A 19376-nucleotide genomic window follows, 5' to 3' on the forward strand; every position below is an offset into this window, starting at 1 on the left:
TCCTCAGATCTACCCGCACCCCGGCTGGGTCGAACATGATCCCTCGGATCTCTGGGCCACCGTCGCCGGCACCGCCCGCGCCGCGATCGAGAAAGCCGGCATCGACGCCCGCGACATCGCCGCGATTGGCATCACCAACCAGCGCGAGACGACCCTGATCTGGGACCGCGCCACCGGCCAGCCGATCCACAACGCCATCGTATGGCAAGACCGCCGCACCGCGCCCACCTGCGAGGCGCTGACCGCTGCGGGTCACGCCGCCATGATTACCGCCCGGACCGGCCTGCTGCTGGACCCGTATTTCTCGGCCACCAAGGTCAAGTGGCTGCTGGACCACGTTGAAGGTGCACGGGAGAAGGCCAAACGGGGCGAACTCGCGTTTGGCACCGTCGACACTTATCTGATCTGGAAATTGACCGGCGGGCGCACCCACGCGACCGACGCCACCAATGCCGCCCGGACCATGATCTACAACATCACCAAGGGCGAGTGGGACGCGGAGATCTGCGGGCTTCTGGACATTCCGATGTCCCTTCTGCCTGAGGTGCGCGACTGCGCTGCCGATTTTGGCATGACCCGGTCCGACCTGTTCGGTCGCGAAATCCAGATCCTTGGGGTCGCCGGGGATCAGCAGGCCGCAACCGTGGGGCAGGCCTGCTTCAGCCCCGGCATGATGAAATCCACCTATGGCACCGGCTGCTTTGCGTTGCTTAACACCGGGCCGGACATGGTGCCGTCGAAGAACCGCCTGCTGACCACCATTGCCTATCAGTTGAAGGGCAAGCCGACCTATGCGCTGGAAGGCTCGATCTTCATCGCGGGCGCGGTGGTGCAATGGCTGCGTGACGGGCTGAAGATCATCCGTGAGGCGAAGGAGACCCAGCCGCTGGCCGAACAGGCCGATGCCGCACAGGGGGTTACCCTGGTGCCGGCCTTCACCGGCCTTGGAGCGCCGTATTGGCGGCCCGATTGCCGGGGCGCGATCTATGGTTTGACCCGCAACTCTGGCCCGGCGGAACTGGCGCGGGCGGCACTGGAAAGCGTGGGCTATCAGACCCGCGACCTGTTGGAGGCGATGCGGGCAGACTGGGGAACGGCTGCCGATGGGGTGCTGCGGGTGGATGGCGGCATGACGGCCAGTGACTGGGCGATGCAGTTCCTGTCGGACATTCTGGGCGCGCCGGTGGACCGACCAATCGTCACCGAGACCACTGCGCTGGGTGCTGCGTTTCTTGCCGGAATGCAGGCGGGCGTAACCGGCGGGCCGGAGGATTTTGCCAAGAGCTGGGCGCTGAACCGCCGCTTTGTCCCGACGATGGACAAGGCGACCCGCGACGCGAAATACGCGCGTTGGGGCAGGGCGGTGGCGGCGACCATGTCGGTATGACGCCGTTTGCGATTGCAGGCCCCCAGCGCATCCTGTTTGGCCGGGGCGAGGCGGCGAAGGCACCGGCGTTGATTGCTGCCTTCGGGGCGCGGGGCATCGTGGTGCATGGCGCGACCCGGATGCGGGCAGAGTGGCTGATCGCGGCGCTGGGCGCGGATGTGCTGGCGCTGCCTTGCCCGGGCGAACCGACGCTGGCCGATCTGGAGGCTGCGGTGCTGCTGGCCCGTGCCCATGCGCCGCATTGGGTGGTGGCAATTGGCGGCGGCGCGGTGTTGGATCTGGGCAAGGCGTTGGCCGGGCTGATCCCGTCGCCAAGCCCGGCGATGGACCATCTGGAGGTGGTGGGCAGGGCCCTGCCGTTGAGTGCCGATCCGCTGCCCTACATCGCCATCCCGACGACCAGCGGCACCGGGGCCGAGGCCACGCGCAATGCAGTGATCGGCCTGCCGGAGCATGGCCGCAAGGTCAGCCTGCGCGATGACCGGATGATCGCGCGGCTGGCAATTGTTGACCCCGCGCTGACCGATGGCTGCCCGCGCGGCGTGACGCTGGCCTCGGGGCTTGATGCTTTGGTACAGGTGATCGAGCCGTACGTTTCGTGCAAAGCTACCCCTTACACCGATGCCCTGACGTTGCCGGTGATGGGGCCAGGACTGACGGCGCTGCGCCGTCTGATGGACGGCGAAGATGCCACAGCGCGTGACACGATGGCGTGGATGAGCCTGTGTGGCGGGCTGGCGCTGTCAAACGCCGGGCTTGGCGCGGTGCATGGCCTTGCGGGTGTGATTGGGGGGATTACCGGGGCTGCGCATGGCGCGATCTGCGGCGCGTTGATCGGGCCTGTGCTGGCGGCGAACCGGGCGGCGGCCGGAGGTGCCGTGCGCGAACGGCTGGATCGGGTGTGTGAGGTTTTGGCGGTTGTTCTGGGCTGCGACCCGGGAGCGGCCCCTGAGGTGCTGAAAGACTGGGCACAAGGGGCGGGCCTGCCGGCGCTGTGTGATCTTGGTGTAGCCCCGGCCGATCATCGCGCGATTGCCGACGCGGCGCTGGCGTCGTCGTCGATGAAGGGCAATCCGGTTTTGCTATCGTCGGCGGAGCTGGAGGAAATCCTGCAGCGCGCCTGAGGCTCTGCCGGTTGCGGCGCTTCAGGTCGGCCAAAGCGTCAGGCGTTCAGAAAGACGCGAACGGTTTCTTCGAACTCGCGCGGTTTTTCGGCGTGCAGCCAATGGCCTGCGCCGGGGATCTTGGCAAAGCGCGCGTGCGCAAACAGCGCGCGGATGCGGTCACGATGTTCAGCAAGGACATAACGGCTGTTGGCCCCGGTCAGGAACAGGGTTGGCCCGGTGAACTGGCCCGACGTCTCGGGCCAGCCGACGATCTTTGCCATCTCGGCTTCAAGCACATCAAGGTTCAGCCGCCAGTGGGGCGGCTTGGACCGAAAATCCAGCGATTGCAGAAAGAAGGCGCGCAAGGCCGGGTCATCGACGGCGCCTGACAGGGCAGCATCGGCTTCGGCCCGTGTGGAGATGCCCTCAAGGTTGATGCCGCGCATCGCGTGCACATGGCGGGTCTGGTCATGGTCATAGGCGACAGGGGCGATGTCAGCGACGATCAGTTTGCGGACCCGCTCCGGCGCGGTCAGCGCCAGCCACATGGCCGCTTTGCCCCCCATCGAATGGCCCAGCACATCGGCCCGCCCGCCAAGGCTTGTGATCACCTCGGCCAGATCGGCAGCCATTTCGGGGTAGCCCTGCACCGTCGCGCGCGGGCTGCCGCCGTGGTTGCGCATGTCCACGGCAACAACGTCGCGCTGGTCGGCCAGCCTGCGGGCAATGACGCCCCAGTTGCGACCCGACCCGTAAAGGCCGTGTGCGATGACCAATGGTGGTGCATTGGATGGGGTGATGGCGGGATGAACAAGCGTGACAAGCATGGCTCTTTGTAGCGATCACGGAAGCTTCAGGCCAGAGCGGTTGAACCTCGGCGGAGTTGGCCTTAGGTTCAGGCCATGAATATCCTTGGGACAGCAGCATGAGCGCGGTGACGATCCAGCAGATGGCCGATCGCGTGGCGCAGCTTATGGAGGAACGGCTTGCCATCCGGGGCCGCGGCCTTGCCACCAAGCTGCGCCGGGCGGGCAGGGGATTGCCCAGACGGGTGCGCGACGCCGGCGCCGGCCTTGCCGAAGCTGCCGCCAAAGCCAGGAATCCGAAGCTGCTTGGGCAGATCGACATGGGGCAAGTGTCTGATCACTATGACATTTGCGTGCGCCACCTGATTACCATCGACCCAACAAAACGCCGCCGCGAGTTTATTGGCGGGGTTTTGTCGTCGGCAGGGCTTGGGCTGTTGATCGCTGGACTTGGGCTGATCGCCTTCCTGGTCTGGCGCGGCTATTTGTAACCCGGCTTGACAGCTAAGGGCGCAGCCTCAGCAGACACCGCGCTGCGGCAAACAAGCGTGACGGTGACGAAGGCGACGTAAAGCAAAAGATACCATGACCCAAGCTTTGCAAAGCTGACCATCTGACCGGGAAGCTGGCCGGAGTACACCCAGGTGCCGGTGGCCGTGCCCACGTTTTCGGCCACCCAAAGGGCCAGCGCAGACAGGATTGCGGCAAGCGGCAACGGCATCCACCAATCCCGATCCGAGATGCGAAACCAGATGCGCGTGCGCGCATAAAGTCCGACCGTTGCCGCGAACAGCAAGAGCCTTATGTCGGGGCCGAAATGGTGGGCGAAGAAGTTCACATAGATCGCAACCGCCAGGATCACCGTTGTCCAGAATGGCGGGTAGGGGGCAAAGCGCATGTCAAAGACCCGGATCACCCGGGCCATGTAGCTGCCGACGCTGGCATACATGAAGCCGGAGAACAGGGGCACCCCAAGCACCACGAAAACCCCGGCCTCGGGGTAGGCCCATGACCCTGCGCTGACCTTGAACCATTCCATCGCCGTGCCGGTCAGGTGGAACAGCAGGATCACCCGCGCCTCTTCCCAGGTTTCAAGTTTCGTCGCAAGGAAGACCGCTTGTGTCGCGACGGCGAAAAGGAACAGGAAATCATAGCGTTGCAGGGGCCATTCGGGCTGCCACACCAGTTTGGTGGCAATGATTGCCACCAACAACAGCCCGCCGAACAGGCAGGCCCAGCCCTGTTTCAGGACGAACATCGCGAATTCGGCCAGCGCGAAGGGAAGCCTTGCACGAGCCCAGTCGCCCATGCGGCGTTCGAGGGAGCGGGTTTCCGGAGTGGTCATGCGGGCCTTCGGTCTGGGCAGTTGGGATGTGACCGGGGGGCGGGGTTGGCGTCAAGGCCCGGGGTTCGGCGGTTGGGTTAAGGGGAAGTGAACGGGGTTTTGGGGGCGGGGAGGGGTGGGGGCCGCAAGAGCCTCCAACCCCTTGGGAACGCTTTGGTAATCAGGGGAATTTCGGGGGAGGGACCTGTCTTCTTTCCGTCTTCCTTGCGTCTTCCTTCCGTCTCTACGCGCGTCTTGGTCTCGCGGCGTTAACCATGCGGGGCGAATCAGGTCTGGTGGGGCTTGCGGGGGGGTGCATGGGGGAATGGCTGCAATGCGGACTTTGCTGCCTTTCAGCTGCACAGCTGTGCAAAGGGCAGGGGCAAACCGAAGGATGGGTGCAGCAAGTCCGTTCTGGGCGGGGATGCGCCTTGCTTCCGCCCGCCATCGTGGTGAGTGCTGGTCTTGCCATCAGGCGACCCCGTTCCTAGGCTAGCGCGAATTATGGAGCAAGAAATGCACCGTCGACGCTTCATTCAGGCCGCTGGCGGACTCGCTGCCGGGCCCTTGGCCCTTTGGCCCGCAAGGGCGCAGGAACGGGCAGCCTTGGGTGCCGCGGCACCTTGGGTCGCGGGCCTCGGCCATGGGATGGGCATTGCCGTGCATGACCTTTCCGAGGCAACGCTTGATGTCTGTGCAAGCGCAGGTTTCAGCTTTGTGCGCACCGACCTTTTCTGGTCGGACGTCGAGACACAGCGCCACAGGCTTGACTGGTCGCGCTGGGACCCGTTCGTAGATGGGCTGAAGGCGCGGCGGCTTAGGCCCGTGTTCGTCCTCGGCTTCAACAACCCGGACGTTTACGGCGGTCGCTGGATGGAGGGCGTCACCACCTACATCGAAATACAGGCCTTCACCGCCTTCGCCGCTGCCGCCGCCACGCGCTACCGCGACGCCAACCCCATCTGGGAGATCTGGAACGAGCCGAACCGCGCCAACTTCTGGGAGCCGCGCGAAAATCCTGCGGAATACATGGCCCTGGCCCGCGCGACTGCCGAAGTTATCCGCCGCGCCGAACCCGACGCGGCGATCATCGGGCCCGCGCTTGGCCACAAGGTGGGCGAGCCGGTGCTGGACTTCGCCTTCCTGCAGGCATGCCTCGACGATGGGCTTGCCGGGCTGGTCGACGCCGTCAGCATCCACCCCTATGTCGACCCGGAAGTCGTGGCACCCGAATATGAAAAGGTGCGGGCGATGGTGGATGCCGCCGGGGACCGGGCGGTAGCCATAGTCTCGACCGAATGGGGCTTTGCCACCAACGACTTCGTTTCCGACGACCTGCAGGCCGACGTGCTTGTGCGGATGTTCCTGATCAACCTAAGCCTCGGCATCCCCCTCTCCATCGCCTATGTGGCGGTGGACCGGACCGAGGAGTATGTGCCCAAGGAAGAGCGCACCTACGGCATCGCAAGGGCGGATCACACGCCCAAGGCTGCCTACCACGCTTTGCGCGAAATGAACGCGCGCCTCGCGGGTGTGCATTTCCGCGAGGCGCTGCCGACGGCCCCGGGCGACGTGGCGCTGGCCTTCGAGGGTGAAGGGCGCCGCTGGGTCGCCGCCTGGACCGCCGGAGAGCCGCACGAGGCGGAGGTGGCGCGCCGCACTGTCGCGCTGACTAGCCGGCCTGTCTATCTGGACGGCTGACAGCCGCTCGCCCACGCGCTGCGCGAGCGTCGTCGTCGTTGAAAGGAAATTCTGCAGGCGGAACGAATGTCTGTTTTCGGGGTCGCCTTCGCAGAACCTGAATGACCGGTATGGATTCGAACCGCCATTCGACGACAAACACTCCTTGGCCCGGACTCAAGGCGCGGAACGCGCCGCCGGGCCGTGCCCTCCCTCGCCCCGGGAGGGCGCTTTTGCAGCGTCGGTCACCCGAACTGCGGTGGGAGGGTTTGCGGGATAAAGCGCCTAGGTCGGCCGTTGGAGCGCCCGCCCGAGGGAGGGCGCGGCCCTGTGTCGTGCGGGGCGCTTGGGCTGGGCAAGGTAAGGTGCGCTTTAGCGCACCCTACGATGGTGTCACAGCCCCGGGTAGATCGGGAACTTCTGGCAGAGGGCCTCGACCTCACCCTTCACCTTGGCCTCGACCGCGCTGTTGCCGTCTTCGCCGTTGGCGGCGAGGCCTTCGGTGACCTCGATGATCCAGCGGCCGATTTGGCGGAATTCAGCCTCGGCAAAGCCGCGCGTGGTGCCGGCCGGGGTGCCAAGACGGACGCCCGAGGTGATGGTCGGCTTTTCCGTGTCGAATGGAATGCCGTTCTTGTTGCAGGTGATATGGGCGCGACCGAGGGCCTTTTCGGTGGCGTTGCCCTTCACGCCCTTGGGGCGCAGGTCGACCAGCATCAGATGCGTGTCGGTGCCGCCGGTGACGATATCGAGACCACCCTTCATCAGCTCGTCGGCCAAGGCCTGAGCGTTCTTGATCACCTGTGCCTGATAGGCCTTGAAGCCGGGCCGCAGGGCTTCGCCAAACGCCACCGCTTTGGCCGCGATCACGTGCATCAGCGGCCCGCCCTGAATGCCGGGAAAGATGGCCGAGTTGAACTTCTTGGCCAGCGCCTCGTCATCGGTAAGGATCATGCCGCCACGCGGGCCGCGCAGGGTCTTGTGGGTCGTCGTGGTTGCGGCATGGGCATGCGGGAATGGCGAGGGGTACAGGCCTGCGGCGATAAGCCCGGCAAAATGTGCCATGTCGACCAGCAGGTAGGCACCGACCGAATCCGCGATTTCGCGCATGCGGGGAAAGTCGATGATCCGCGGGATGGCCGACCCGCCGGCGATGATCATCTTCGGCTTATGTTCGGTTGCCAGTGCCTGCACCTGATCGTAGTCAAGCGTCAGGTCCTGCTTGCGCACGCCGTACTGCACCGCGTGGAACCACTTGCCCGACTGGTTGGGGGCAGCGCCGTGGGTCAGGTGACCGCCCGCATCAAGGCTCATCCCCAGAATGGTGTCGCCGGGTTTTAGCAGCGCCTGAAACACGCCCTGGTTTGCCTGACTGCCAGAGTTCGGCTGCACGTTGGCAAATGCCACGCCGAACAGCTTGCAGGCCCGCTCGATGGCCAGGTTTTCGGCCACGTCAACGAACTGGCAGCCGCCATAGTAACGCTTGCCCGGATAGCCCTCGGCGTACTTGTTCGTCATCACCGAGCCTTGGGCTTCCATCACCGCGCGGCTGACGATGTTTTCCGAGGCGATAAGTTCGATCTCGTGGCGCTGGCGGCCAAGTTCGGAGGTGATGCTGCCGAACAGTTCGGGATCACTGGTCGCAAGGGGTTCGGTGAAAAAGCCGGTGTCGCGGTGCGGGGCGTTCATCTGGATATCCTCTTCGGCAGGGCGGCGTTGATCGGTATTTAGAGCACTGCATGGGTTGCGGAAAGACAGGAAGCGACGTCTTCGCTGTTGGTCGCGAAATATTCTTGCGGAGGCGATCCAGTTCGGACGTGCGTTTCCCACCGCCGGGGGTTGAGTTTGCCGCGTGACGCGGCCAAGACTGGCGCGAAAGGGGCACCCGATGGCGCAGTCACGCATCAGATTTACGGCCAGCAAGGCCCCGGCGGCGGTCGAGGCCCATGCCGCGTTGACGGCACTTTATGGGCAGGCGGATGCCCGCGTGGCCGATGTGATCGTGGCGTTGGGCGGCGACGGGTTCATGCTGCAGACGCTGCATGCGCACAAGGAGCGCGGCCTGCCGGTTTATGGCATGAACTGCGGTACGATCGGTTTCCTGATGAACGCCTATTCGACCGAGGAATTGTACGCCCGTCTGTCTGCGGCGGAGGAGGCGACGATCCATCCCCTGTCGATGCGGGCGATGAACACCAAAGGCAAGATGACCGAAGCGTTGGCGATCAACGAAGTGTCGTTGCTGCGTCAGGGCCCACAGGCGGCCAAGCTGCGGATTTCCATCGACGGGCGCGAACGGCTGGATGAATTGGTCTGCGACGGCGCGCTGGTGGCGACCCCTGCGGGATCGACCGCCTACAACTATTCTGCGCACGGGCCGATCCTGCCGATCGGGGCGGATGTTCTGGCGCTGACCGCAATGGCCGCGTTCCGGCCCCGGCGTTGGCGCGGAGCGTTGCTGGCGAAATCGGCGGTGGTGCGGTTCGACGTGATCGATCCCGAAAAGCGCCCGGTGATGGCTGACGCTGACAGTCGGTCTTCCGTGCGGGATGTGGCCAACGTCGAAATCCGCACCGAGACGAGCGTGCTGCACCGGCTGTTGTTTGACCGTGGTCATGGGCTGGAGGAACGGCTGATCGGCGAGCAATTCGTTTGACTCTTGCGGGTGCGGCGCCGTGGCCGGCTAGGGCTTAGCCCAGCCCTCAATCTTGCGATACAAGGTCGAGGGCGACACTTCCAGCACGCGCGAGGCTTTGGGAACCGAGCCGTCGAAACGCGAAAGCGTCGCTTCGATCAGCCGGCGTTCGGCGGCAGCAAGGCTCATCCCAACCAGATTTTCCGGTGCCAGCGGGGGATCTTTCTGGTCAGCAACTGGGGCTACGATCTGGGGGCTGGGTGCGGCATCCAGACCTGGCGGCAGCATCTGTTCGGTCACCCAACCGCCGGAATTGAGCACGACGACATTGCGCATCACATTCAGCAATTGCCGCACGTTTCCCGGCCACGGTAGTCTTGGCAGAAGCATGCGCAGGCCTGGATCAAGGCCATAAAAGGCGCGACCCTCCTCTTCGGCGAAACGGAACAGCGCAGCCTCGGCAATCTCGATCACGTCCTGCCCGCGGTCGCGCAAGGGTGGCATGTGGATCGGCACGACGAACAGCCGGTAGTAAAGGTCTTCGCGGAACTGCCCGGCGCGGACGGCTTCAAGCGGGTCGCGGTTGGTGGCGCAGACGATGCGGACGTTCACCTTTCTCGGGCGGATAGCGCCCACTGGCTGAACGGTGGAAGTTTGCAAGAACCGCAGCAGTTTGGTCTGCAAGGCGGGGGCCATTTCGCAGATTTCATCCAGAAAAAGCGTGCCGCCGTCGGCTGCGGTTGCGGCCCCCGGCTTATCAGAAATGGCACCGGTAAAGCTGCCTTTCATATGGCCGAACACTTCGGATTCCAGCAGATCCTGCGGAATTGCCCCGCAGTTCAGCGCGATGAACGGGCCGTTGGCACGGGCCGAATTTGCATGCACGGCCAAGGCGCAAAGCTCTTTCCCGGTGCCGCTTTCGCCGGTGATGAAAACCGTGGCCATCGACCGCGCGACCGAGGCGATGGTGCCGTGAATGCGCTGCATTGCGTCGGATGATCCGATGAAGGACGACCCGTCTTGCAAGACGGCACGGTCGTTGGCGTCACTTTCGACAGCGGGAGGGGCCTTGCGCGGCAGCCGTTCGGCCAAGGCATTCTGCACCGCGCCGAGAAAGCGGTTTTCGTCGAACGGTTTGACCAGAAAATCATGCGCACCAGCCCGCATCGCCTCGACCGCGCGATTGACCGACCCGTTGGCGGTGATCGCAATGACGCAGGTCTCCGGACGCAACGCCAGCATGTCTTGCATCAGCATCAGGCCATCGCGATCCGGCAGAACTAGGTCAAGCAGCACCACAGCGGGTTGCAAATTGCGAAACTGCACCAGCCCCTCTGCGGCCGTTCCAGCAACCGTAACCCGGTGCCCAGCTGACGCCAGAACCGACCGGTAAACCAGCTGCAACGACAGCGTGTCTTCGACCAAAAGCACGGTCTGAGCGGCCTGAGTGTTTGGCTTCATGCTGCGGTTCCGTCTTGCCGTTTTGTGGCCGCAACAACTGCGATCAAACCATCAAGTTCACCAAGCAATTCACCAACAAGCCCGGCCACGCCAGTGGCATCCTCGGCGTTGGCGTTGGCGTTCAGCTGTTCTGACAGACTTTGCAAAGACAGCGCTCCGGCCGAGCCAACAAGCGAGATCAGCACATGCGTCGCGCCACGAAGCTGTGCCCAATCAAGCGTTTGCGCAGCAAGGCTGGCCGTTCTGCGGGCAGTCTGCAGATCGTCGGACAGTCGATCAAGCAGTAGGGAGCGATACTCTGGGCCACCAAGATCAAGCAGATGTTGAAACCGTGCCCCATCAAAGACCCGCATGAGCTGAAGGCTTGACGCCGGCCGCGCTGGGTTCGTCCGGAACGCAGTGGAAAGGCGTACGGCGGCCGCCTTAAGCACTTCGATCTCCGACCGCTCTATCGGTGTCCGGGCAATGCGTTCCAGACCACGGATCGCTTCATCGAGAAGGTCTAACGCTGCCGCAAGGCGGATGGATTGGTCGGTCATAACCCGACCTCCAAGAACATTGCGAGGAGTTTCCACCGATGGATGTCCGTTTGCATAATGCAAAGAAGTGCACGATTGGGCTGCCGAAGTCCAGCCCTTCACGCAGCGTCAGTCGCGGGTCTGGGCCAGCCCAAGGCTTTGCAGCCCCATCGTGATCTCGTCCAGAATGGCGGGATCGTTGATGGTGGCGGGCAGGGTCTTGCTCATGCGGGTCTTGGGCAGCCGGTCGATCGCCACCCAGCGATTGGAGTCTGCGACCGGGCCGATGCGGTCGCGCACCAGAGCCACACATTCCCCGACGACGTCCTCTGCCACATGGTTTGCGTCCTGGTTCAAGGACAGAAAGCCAGGCAGCGATTGTCGTTTTGGGTCATCTGCCACGCCGATCTTCGCGCATTCGGCGACGTTGATCGCTTCATTGGTTCGCGCCATGACTTACGAATAACCGTTGGTATCCTGATAGCCCGCTTCGCCTGTTTTGTAGTAACCACAGAAGCAATTGAGGTCGCTTCTGTGGAACCTTTGCTTGGTATTCCAAAGAGTTGGAATGGTGCTGGGAGAAAAGGGCAGCGAGGTCGCAATTGTCCTCAAGGCGACCGGTGACACGGGGCGGCCGCCTTCGTTGAGCACTTTCACATCGAAGCCCGGCATCGGCACCAAGGAGGAGCCGACCTTGACCGGGAGATATTTGACGCCAAGCGGATTGGCAGCAAGAGCATAGCCGCTTTCAGTCTGCCACCAATGGACGATCACCGGTATGCTGAGGTGACGCTGAGCCCACGGGGTCGTGTCGGGGTCGGCAAGTTCGCCGGCTGGCACCGGCGCCTGCAGGTGCGACGCGGGGTTCAGCGCGACCAGATGCCCGGTGGTGGGGCGGACCACGCCTTTCGGCGCGCCTGTGGTACCGGAGGTGTAGAGGATATAGGCCGGGTGATTGCCCCCGACGGCCACGCAGTCGGCGGGTTTGACGCCATGTTGAAACGCGTGCAAGGCGAGATCGTGGCCCCCGGGGTCAGTTTCGCAACCTCTTGTTCGCGCTAAAGGATCACGCAGAAATCGGGCTTGCGCGAGGCGAGGTCGACTGCCGCGTCAAGCAGCGGTTTGTAACGGATCCCGCGCGAAGGCTCGATCCCGCGGGAGGTGGCGATGATCGCCTTGGGGGCGCAATCGTCGATGCGGACGGCCAGTTCAGCGGCGGCAAAACCACCGACCACGACCGAGTGGATGGCCCGAAGACGAGCAAAGGCGAGCATCGCTTGCAACGCGTAGGGGACCATCGGCATATGGATGATCACGCGGCCGCTTTTGGTGATACCGCGGGCCTTCAGCGCCCCGGCCAGACGGGCGACGCGGGCCTGTAAATCATCGTGAGTGATCAGTGTTTCGTGCTTGTCATGGATGATTGCGGCCTCTGCGCCATGGCTAGCGAGGGCTGGCGGTCGACAGCATCCCAACAGGTGTTCTCGGTGCGTCGGTGAACCGTTCGTAGAGGGGGGCGCGAGTGCCGTTAAGGGCGCGGGTGGGGTTGCGGAGCCGGTCGATAGCCTCGGGGTCGGCTTTCAAGGCGGCGTAGGTCATCGCGGTTTTCGCCCTGCCACGCATGTCTAGCCGTAGCTTTGGTGGGTTTGGGGGGGCGCAGTGGGGCGGTCACGGCCAAGTTCGGGACGGATCCACCGTTCGCTGGGTTAACCGGCCGGGATTGCTGTGTTTTTGCTGTCTTCACCACGTCTTCTTTACGTCTTCCTTGCGTCTACACGCCCGCCCCGCTGATCTGGCTTTAACCATGCCGCGCGAATCGGGCAGAATCGATGCTATCCGTAATGCGCCACGGGCGTTCCGGCGATGGCCGACAGGTTCAGCAGACCCCGCGCAGTGACCGAAGGGTTGGCGATATGCGCCTTGTTGCCCATGCCCATCAGGATCGGGCCGACCTCAAGCCCGCCCGCCTTCATCTTGAGGATGTTGCGCACGCCTGATGCGGCGTCGGTTGAGGCAAAGACCAGCACATTGGCCGCCCCTTCAAGCCGTGAGCCGGGGAAGATGCGGTCGCGGAGCGCCTGGTCGAGGGCGGCGTCGACGTTCATCTCGCCCTCATAGCAGAAGTCGGGTTCGCGTTCGTCGAGCATTTCCAGCGCGCCGCGCATCCTGATGGCATTGCCGGTGTCGAGGTTGCCGAACTGGCTTTGCGTGCACAGCGCTATCTTCGGCGTCAGGCCGAACCGGCGCACGTGGCGGGCAGCGCCGATCACGGTGTTCATGATCTGCTCGGGCGTTGGTTCGGCATGGACATGGGTGTCGGCGATGAACAGCGGGCCGTCTTCGAGGATCATCAGGCTGAGGGCGGCGACCGGGTGCAGGCCGCCGCGCGCAAGGATCTGGCGGACATAACCGAGGTGCCAGAGAAACTGGCCGAAGGTGCCGCAGATCATGCTGTCGGCCTCGTCGCGGTGCACCATGATGGCGGCGATGGCGGTGGTGTTGGTGCGCATCACGGCGCGGGCGATGTCGGGGGTGACACCGCGCCGGGCCATCAGTTCGTGGTAGGTGCCCCAGTAGTCACGGTAGCGGTGGTCGTTTTCGGGGTTCACCAGATGGAAATCCTTGCCGGGGCGGATCGGCAGGCCGTACCGTTCGCAGCGCGCCTCGATCACCTCGGGGCGACCGATCAGAATCGGGACGTCGGTGGTTTCTTCCAGCATCGCGTTGGCGGCGCGCAGCACGCGTTCATCCTCGCCTTCGGCAAAGACGATGCGGCGGGTTTCGGTGCGCGCGGCCTCGAACACCGGGCGCATCAGGAGAGCGGATTTGAAGACCGAGCCGTTAAGCTCGCGGCGGTAGGCCTCAAGGTCGGCGATCGGGCGGGTGGCGACGCCGGTTTCCATTGCGGCGCGGGCAACGGCACTGGCGACAACGCCGATCAGCCGCGGATCGAACGGTTTCGGGATCAGGTAATCGGCGCCGAAGGACAGGGTTTCACCGCGGTAGGCGGCGGCGGCTTCGGCGCTGGTGGTGGCGCGGGCGAGGGCGGCGATGCCGTCGATGCAGGCCAGTTCCATCGCGTCGTTGATCTCGGTGGCGCCGACGTCCAGGGCGCCGCGGAAGATGAAGGGGAAGCAGAGGACGTTGTTGACCTGATTGGGAAAATCGGAGCGTCCAGTGGCGATGATGGCGGTGGGGGCCACGGCGCGCACGGCGTCGGGCAGGATTTCCGGGGTGGGGTTGGCAAGCGCGAAGATGATCGGGCTTGGGGCCATTTTGGCGACCATTTCAGGGGTCAGCACGCCGGGGCCGGACAGGCCGAGGAACAGATCTGCACCCGTGATGACATCGGTCAGGGTGGCCGGGGTGGTGCCTTGGGCGAAGGCGGCCTTCTGCGGCGTCATCTGGGTGGTGCGGCCGTGGTAGACCAGGCCATCCAGATCGCAGAGCCAGATGTTTTGCCTCTGCACGCCAAGTTTGACCAGCATTTCAAGGCAAGCGATGCCGGCAGCACCGCCACCGGTGGAGACAATGCGGATATCCTGAAACCGTTTTTCAGTAACGATGAGCGCATTGGTGGCGGCGGCACCGACGACGATGGCGGTGCCGTGCTGGTCATCATGGAAAACCGGAATCTTCATCCGCTCACGGCACAGGCGTTCCACGATGAAACAGTCGGGGGCCTTGATGTCTTCCAGGTTGATCGCGCCGAACGTGGGTTCCAGCGCGCAGACGATGGCGGCAAGTTTTTCCGGGTCAGGTTCGTTCAGTTCGATGTCGAAACAGTCGATGTTGGCGAACTTCTTGAACAGGACCGCCTTGCCCTCCATCACCGGTTTAGAGGCCAGTGCGCCGATGTTGCCAAGGCCAAGGACGGCGGTGCCGTTGGTGACGACGGCAACAAGGTTGCCGCGGCTGGTATAGCGCGAGGCGGTGGCGGGATCGGCCTTGATCTCGAGGCAGGCTTCGGCGACGCCGGGGGAATAGGCGAGCGACAGGTCACGACCGTTGGCGAGCGGTTTTGTGGCGCGAATCTCCAGTTTTCCGGGCTTGGGAAATTCGTGGTAATCCAGAGCCGCCTGTCGCGCGCTGTCGTGCCTTGCCTCGTCCATCCGTGCCCCCGCAAAATTGGTTTAGCCTTGAACTACTTTTTCCAACCTGCCAATCGGCCTTTGGAAGAAGGTGTTTTCGGGCCAGCTTGCAAATCGTCGCAGCGCCGATCACCATGCCGCCAAACCACGGGGAATGCCACAATGGAAACGCGCGCCGAAATCCGCTTGCCCACTGCCGAGCTGCGCGACGATCTGCCGTTCTTTACCAAAGTGCTGAAGATGCGGCTGGACATGATCTATCCGGCGGACAACCCGGAGGTCGCGGTGCTGTCAGGGCATGGCCTGCGGCTGCGCATCCAGAAAGGCGCACCGGAAGCACCGGGCACCTTGCGGATCCTGACCGAGGACCCCGACGGGTTTGCTGGCGGCGCACGTGTGCTGACCGCGCCGAACGGCACCCGGGTGGAGATTGACGAGTTGAACCCGCCGGTGGTGATGCCGGTGACCGAACATGCTTTTGTCGTGCGGCGGCTGGCCGATCAGGCGCCTTGGGTGATTGGCCGCGCGGGGATGCATTACCGCGATCTGGTGCCAAGCCGGTTGGGCGGCGCGTTGATCGCGAGCCATATCCGCATCCCGGACGGCGGGCCGGTGCCGGACATGGTGCATTTCCACAAGGTCGGATTTCAGCTGATCTTCTGCATCAAGGGCTGGGTTGATGTGGTGTACGAAGATCAGGGCGATCGCATTCGGCTGTCGGCGGGCGATTGTTTCATCCAGCCGCCGGAAATCCGGCATCGGGTGCTGGAGGCGAGCGACGGCATCGAGGTGATCGAGATCGGCGTGCCTGCGGATCATGTGACCGAGATCGACCATGTGATGACCCTGCCCACCCCGCATCTGCGGCCCGACCGGGAATGGCAGGGCCAGCGGTTCGTGCATAACGTGGGGGCCAAGGGGGCGTTCGCGCCGTTCCGCATTCCCGGCTTTGAGGCGCGCGACACCACGATCAACGAAGGGACAAAGGGGGTGGCGTCGGTGATGGTGGCGCGGCCGGTGGGGGTGGCGCCTTGGGTGGCGCATGACGGCGATATCCTGTTCACCTTTGTGATGGCGGGGGAAATGACGCTGGAGGGCGAGGGGAAGGAGCCGTTCCGTCTGTCGCCGGGCGATGCGTTCGTGATCCCGCCGGGGCTGGCGACACGGTATTCCGACACGACGCCGGAGTTGCAGTTGCTGGAGGTGTCATTGCCGGGAAACCCGAAGACGCGCATCCTGTAGACAGCACTGTCGCGTAGCTTGCATAAGCGGGTGCTACGGCACACACTCTGACCAAATGGTCAAAAGGAGAGGCAAATGTCGCTTTTGAAGGCTGCAACAGCGGTGCGCGAAAACGCCTATGCACCCTATTCGCGGTTCAAGGTTGGGGCGGCGATCCGGTCGGTTTCGGGCGCGGTCTATAGCGGTTGCAATGTGGAAAACGTGGCTTACCCGGAAGGCACCTGTGCCGAAGCAGGCGCGATTGCGGCGATGGTTGCAGCCGGTGAGACGCGGATTGCCGAGGTGCTGGTGATTGCTGACAGCCCGGAGCCGGTGCCGCCCTGCGGTGGCTGCCGTCAGAAGATCGCCGAGTTTGCAGGACAAGAGGTGCGGGTCACCCTGTGCACCACGGATGGGCGCGAAAAGGTGATGACGGTGGCCGAGTTGTTGCCGGGTGTTTTCACCGCCGCACACATGGACCGGACATGACTGACGCCCGCAGCATCATTGCCAAGCTGCGCGACGGCGCAAAGCCTACGGCGGACGAGTTGCGCTGGTTTGCGCAAGGGTTGGCTTCGGGCGTTGTAACGGACGCCCAGGCCGGGGCATTTGCGATGGCGGTGCTGCTGAAGGGTCTTGGCGAGGAAGGCCGGGTGGCCCTGACGCGGGGCATGCGCGACAGCGGCAAGGTGCTGACCTGGGATCTGCCGGGACCAGTGGTTGACAAGCATTCGACAGGTGGGATCGGGGATTGCGTGTCGTTGTTGCTGGCCCCGGCGCTGGCGGCCTGCGGGGCCTATGTGCCGATGATTTCGGGCCGTGGGCTGGGCCATACCGGCGGCACGCTGGACAAGCTGGAGGCGATCCCCGGTTTTCGAACCGGGGTCAGCGAAGAGGCGCTGCGGGCGCAGGTAAGCGAGATGCGCTGTGCCATCGTCGCGGCAAGTGCCGAGATCGCCCCCGCCGACAAGCGGCTGTACGCGATCCGCGATGTGTCTGGCACGGTGGAAAGCATTGATCTGATCACGGCGTCGATCCTGTCGAAAAAGCTGGCGGCGGGGTTGGAGGCGCTGGTTCTGGATGTGAAGTGCGGCTCGGGTGCGTTCATGAAGACGATGGAACGGGCCGAAGCTTTGGCGCGGGCGCTGGTCGCCACGGCGCAGGGGGCGGGGTGCATGACGACAGCGCTGATCACCGACATGAGCCAACCGCTGGCCACGGCGGCGGGCAATGCGCTGGAGGTGATCGAGGTGATGGAAACGCTGACGGGGACATCCGTGAACACCGCGCTGTGGGATCTGACGGCGGCGTTGGGGGGCGAGGCGCTGGCGCTGGCGGGCTTGGCTGCGGACCCGGAAGACGGTGCGGGGCGGATCGAGCAGGCGCTGGAATCGGGGGCCGCGGCAGAGGTTTTTGGCCGGATGGTGGCCGCGCAGGGCGGGCCGCAGGATTTTGTCGATCGCTGGCCGGACAGGCTGCCTTCGGCGCCGGTGGTGATGGAAGTGCCGGCGCTGGAAGACGGGTTCGTGGCCGCGATTGACGGCGAGGCGCTGGGCCATGCGGTGGTGCAGCTGGGCGGCGGCCGCCTGCGTGAGGGCGATAAGGTGAACCCGTCGGTCGGACTGTCGGACCTTGCGGGTCTGGGCGAGGAGGCGGGGGCGGGCGTGCCGATCGCGATGGTGCATGCGGCGACGGAAGATGCGGCGCGGGCGGCGGTGGCAATGGTGCAGGCGGCTTACCGCATTGCGGCGGTTGCACCGGACGAGCCGCGGCTGGTTCTGAAGAGGATCGCGTGATGGGGCGGGCGTTTTTGATCGTGCTGGATTCGGTCGGCTGCGGCGGGGCACCGGATGCGGCGGCGTTTGGCGACGCGGGATCGAACACGCTGGGCCACATCATCGAGGCCTGTGCGGCGGGGCGGGCCGAGGTGGGCCGGTCGGGGCCGCTGAAGGTGCCGGTGCTGGACGGGCTGGGGCTGGGGGCGGCAGTGCGGTTGGCCTCGGGGGCGCAGACGCCGGGGCTGGAGGCGGAGCCTGCGGGCCTTTGGGGGGCCGCGACCGAGATCAGCCCCGGCAAGGACACGCCTTCGGGGCATTGGGAGATGGCCGGGGTGCCGGTGCCGTGGCAGTGGACCTATTTCCCGCACACGGTGCCCGCCTTTCCCGACGACATCGTGGCCGAGGTCTGCCGGTTGGCGGGCACCGAAGGCATCCTTGGCAACTGCCACGCCTCTGGCATGCCGATCATCGCCGAGCATTTCGCCGCGCATCTGCGGACCGGCTGGCCGATCTGCTACACCTCGGCGGATTCGGTGTTCCAGATTGCCGCGCATGAAGAGGCGTTCGGGCTGGAACGGCTGCTGAAGCTGTGTGCCGATCTTGCGCCGATGCTACATGCGCGCAAGGTGGGCCGGGTGATCGCGCGGCCGTTTGTGGGAACCGAAGGCAATTTCCAACGCACCGCGAACCGCCATGACTATGCGATTGCGCCGCCAGCGCCGACGCTGCTGGACTGGGCGGCGGGCGCAGGGCGCGCCACGCACGCGGTTGGCAAGATCGGTGACATCTTCTCGATGCGGGGGATCGGCGCACTGCACAAGGGCAAGAGTGATGCTGACCTTTTCGAACATCTTGTGCGCCTTGGGGCGGAAGCTGAGCCGGGGTCCTTGACCTTTGCGAACTTTGTCGAGTTTGACACGCTGTATGGCCACCCGCGCGACGTGGCCGGATATGCCCGCGCGCTGGAATGGTTCGATGCCGGGTTGCCCGCGTTTCTGGCGCGGCTGGGGCCGGGGGATCTGGCGATTTTCACTGCCGACCATGGTAACGACCCGACCTATCGCGGCACCGAACACACGCGGGAACGCGTGCCGGTGCTGGGGTATGGCGCGGGCTTGCGAGCCATCGGGCAGGTGGGGTTCACCGATATTGCGGCGTCGGTCGCGGCGCATCTGGGTTTGGCTGCGCAAGGACCGGGACGCAGTTTTCTGTGATCAGCCGCCGGGGCGCCGCCCCGGACCCCGGGATATTTCGAGAAGAGGAAGGGCTTTAGCGTGAAAGACTGGCCGAAGGTCGAGCTGCATCTGCATCTGGAAGGTGCTGCGCCACCGCAGTTCATCCGTGGTTTGGCAAAGGAAAAGAAGATTGA

The 19376-nt window shown here is 64.5% G+C and carries 18 protein-coding genes; 9 read left to right on the forward strand and 9 right to left on the reverse strand.

All coding sequences use genetic code 11. From position 1 onward, the window contains the following. Positions 1-1387: glycerol kinase GlpK (gene glpK / locus RMO18_RS03685; protein ID WP_309663975.1), on the forward strand; the 1387-nt coding region annotated here is incomplete at its 5' end. Next, on the forward strand, positions 1384-2511 hold the full coding sequence (locus RMO18_RS03690) for an iron-containing alcohol dehydrogenase (RefSeq protein ID WP_309663976.1): 1128 nt from the start codon (positions 1384-1386) through the stop codon (positions 2509-2511). The genes glpK and RMO18_RS03690, both read left to right, overlap by 4 nt. A gap of 38 nt (positions 2512-2549) precedes the next feature. On the opposite strand, the gene RMO18_RS03695 is transcribed toward RMO18_RS03690, so the two are convergent. Continuing rightward, entirely contained in the window at positions 2550-3320 is a 771-nt protein-coding gene (locus RMO18_RS03695) for an alpha/beta fold hydrolase (protein ID WP_309663977.1), read from the reverse strand. A 98-nt stretch (positions 3321-3418) separates the two neighbouring features. Between RMO18_RS03695 and RMO18_RS03700 the strand changes: the two genes are divergently transcribed. After that, on the forward strand, positions 3419-3790 hold the full coding sequence (locus tag RMO18_RS03700) for a hypothetical protein (protein WP_309663978.1): 372 nt from the start codon (positions 3419-3421) through the stop codon (positions 3788-3790). Here RMO18_RS03700 and RMO18_RS03705 read toward each other — a convergent pair. After that, the gene (locus RMO18_RS03705; protein ID WP_309663979.1) at positions 3781-4644 is read right to left on the reverse strand and encodes a DUF817 domain-containing protein; all 864 of its coding nucleotides are present in this window, start codon (positions 4642-4644) and stop codon (positions 3781-3783) included. The two genes, RMO18_RS03700 and RMO18_RS03705, sit on opposite strands and share 10 nt — an antisense overlap. A gap of 495 nt (positions 4645-5139) precedes the next feature. Here RMO18_RS03705 and RMO18_RS03710 point away from each other — a divergent pair, with 495 nt between their 5' ends. Continuing rightward, positions 5140-6324 (forward strand): GH39 family glycosyl hydrolase, encoded by a 1185-nt coding sequence (locus RMO18_RS03710; RefSeq protein ID WP_309663980.1) that lies wholly within the window; start codon positions 5140-5142, stop codon positions 6322-6324. A 372-nt stretch (positions 6325-6696) separates the two neighbouring features. Here RMO18_RS03710 and glyA read toward each other — a convergent pair whose 3' ends face one another. Then, positions 6697-7992, reverse strand: a complete 1296-nt coding sequence (gene glyA / locus RMO18_RS03715; protein ID WP_309663981.1) for a serine hydroxymethyltransferase — start codon at positions 7990-7992, stop codon at positions 6697-6699. Positions 7993-8191: 199 nt separating this feature from the next. Between glyA and RMO18_RS03720 the strand changes: the two genes are divergently transcribed. Continuing rightward, positions 8192-8959, forward strand: coding sequence for an NAD kinase (locus RMO18_RS03720; RefSeq protein WP_309663982.1), 768 nt, complete (start codon positions 8192-8194; stop codon positions 8957-8959). A gap of 27 nt (positions 8960-8986) precedes the next feature. Here the strand turns inward: RMO18_RS03720 and RMO18_RS03725 are convergent, their stop codons facing one another. From RMO18_RS03725 to RMO18_RS03740, 6 genes are all read right to left on the reverse strand, one after another. Next, on the reverse strand, positions 8987-10399 hold the full coding sequence (locus RMO18_RS03725) for a sigma-54 dependent transcriptional regulator (protein ID WP_309663983.1): 1413 nt from the start codon (positions 10397-10399) through the stop codon (positions 8987-8989). Continuing rightward, positions 10396-10938: a hypothetical protein gene (locus RMO18_RS03730; RefSeq protein ID WP_309663985.1), complete on the reverse strand. Its 543-nt coding sequence runs from the start codon at positions 10936-10938 to the stop codon at positions 10396-10398. The genes RMO18_RS03725 and RMO18_RS03730 overlap by 4 nt, the downstream gene beginning before the upstream one ends. A gap of 108 nt (positions 10939-11046) precedes the next feature. Next, positions 11047-11370 carry an AMP-binding enzyme gene (locus tag RMO18_RS21050; protein WP_405053998.1) on the reverse strand — a complete coding sequence of 108 codons (324 nt, stop codon included), beginning with the start codon at positions 11368-11370 and terminating at the stop codon, positions 11047-11049. A gap of 3 nt (positions 11371-11373) precedes the next feature. Next, positions 11374-11928 carry an AMP-binding protein gene (locus RMO18_RS21055; protein WP_405053999.1) on the reverse strand — a complete coding sequence of 185 codons (555 nt, stop codon included), beginning with the start codon at positions 11926-11928 and terminating at the stop codon, positions 11374-11376. Positions 11929-11975: 47 nt separating this feature from the next. Continuing rightward, positions 11976-12392: an AMP-binding protein gene (locus RMO18_RS21060; RefSeq protein ID WP_405054000.1), complete on the reverse strand. Its 417-nt coding sequence runs from the start codon at positions 12390-12392 to the stop codon at positions 11976-11978. A gap of 357 nt (positions 12393-12749) precedes the next feature. Next, entirely contained in the window at positions 12750-15029 is a 2280-nt protein-coding gene (locus RMO18_RS03740; protein WP_309663987.1) for an NADP-dependent malic enzyme, read from the reverse strand. Positions 15030-15170: 141 nt separating this feature from the next. Here RMO18_RS03740 and RMO18_RS03745 point away from each other — a divergent pair, with 141 nt between their 5' ends. From RMO18_RS03745 to RMO18_RS03760, 4 genes are all read left to right on the forward strand, one after another. Next, entirely contained in the window at positions 15171-16250 is a 1080-nt protein-coding gene (locus RMO18_RS03745) for a cupin domain-containing protein (protein WP_309663989.1), read from the forward strand. Between the two features lie 75 nt (positions 16251-16325). Continuing rightward, positions 16326-16718 carry a cytidine deaminase gene (locus tag RMO18_RS03750; RefSeq protein ID WP_309663990.1) on the forward strand — a complete coding sequence of 131 codons (393 nt, stop codon included), beginning with the start codon at positions 16326-16328 and terminating at the stop codon, positions 16716-16718. Then, positions 16715-18025, forward strand: a complete 1311-nt coding sequence (locus RMO18_RS03755) for a thymidine phosphorylase (protein ID WP_309663991.1) — start codon at positions 16715-16717, stop codon at positions 18023-18025. The genes RMO18_RS03750 and RMO18_RS03755 overlap by 4 nt, the downstream gene beginning before the upstream one ends. Beyond that, positions 18025-19221, forward strand: a complete 1197-nt coding sequence (locus RMO18_RS03760) for a phosphopentomutase (RefSeq protein ID WP_309663992.1) — start codon at positions 18025-18027, stop codon at positions 19219-19221. Before RMO18_RS03755 ends, RMO18_RS03760 begins: the two co-directional genes overlap by 1 nt. The last annotated feature ends 155 nt before the right edge of the window (positions 19222-19376 follow it).

The sequence above is a fragment of the Tabrizicola sp. genome (assembly GCF_031377265.1).
Taxonomy (GTDB): domain Bacteria; phylum Pseudomonadota; class Alphaproteobacteria; order Rhodobacterales; family Rhodobacteraceae; genus JAUYQR01.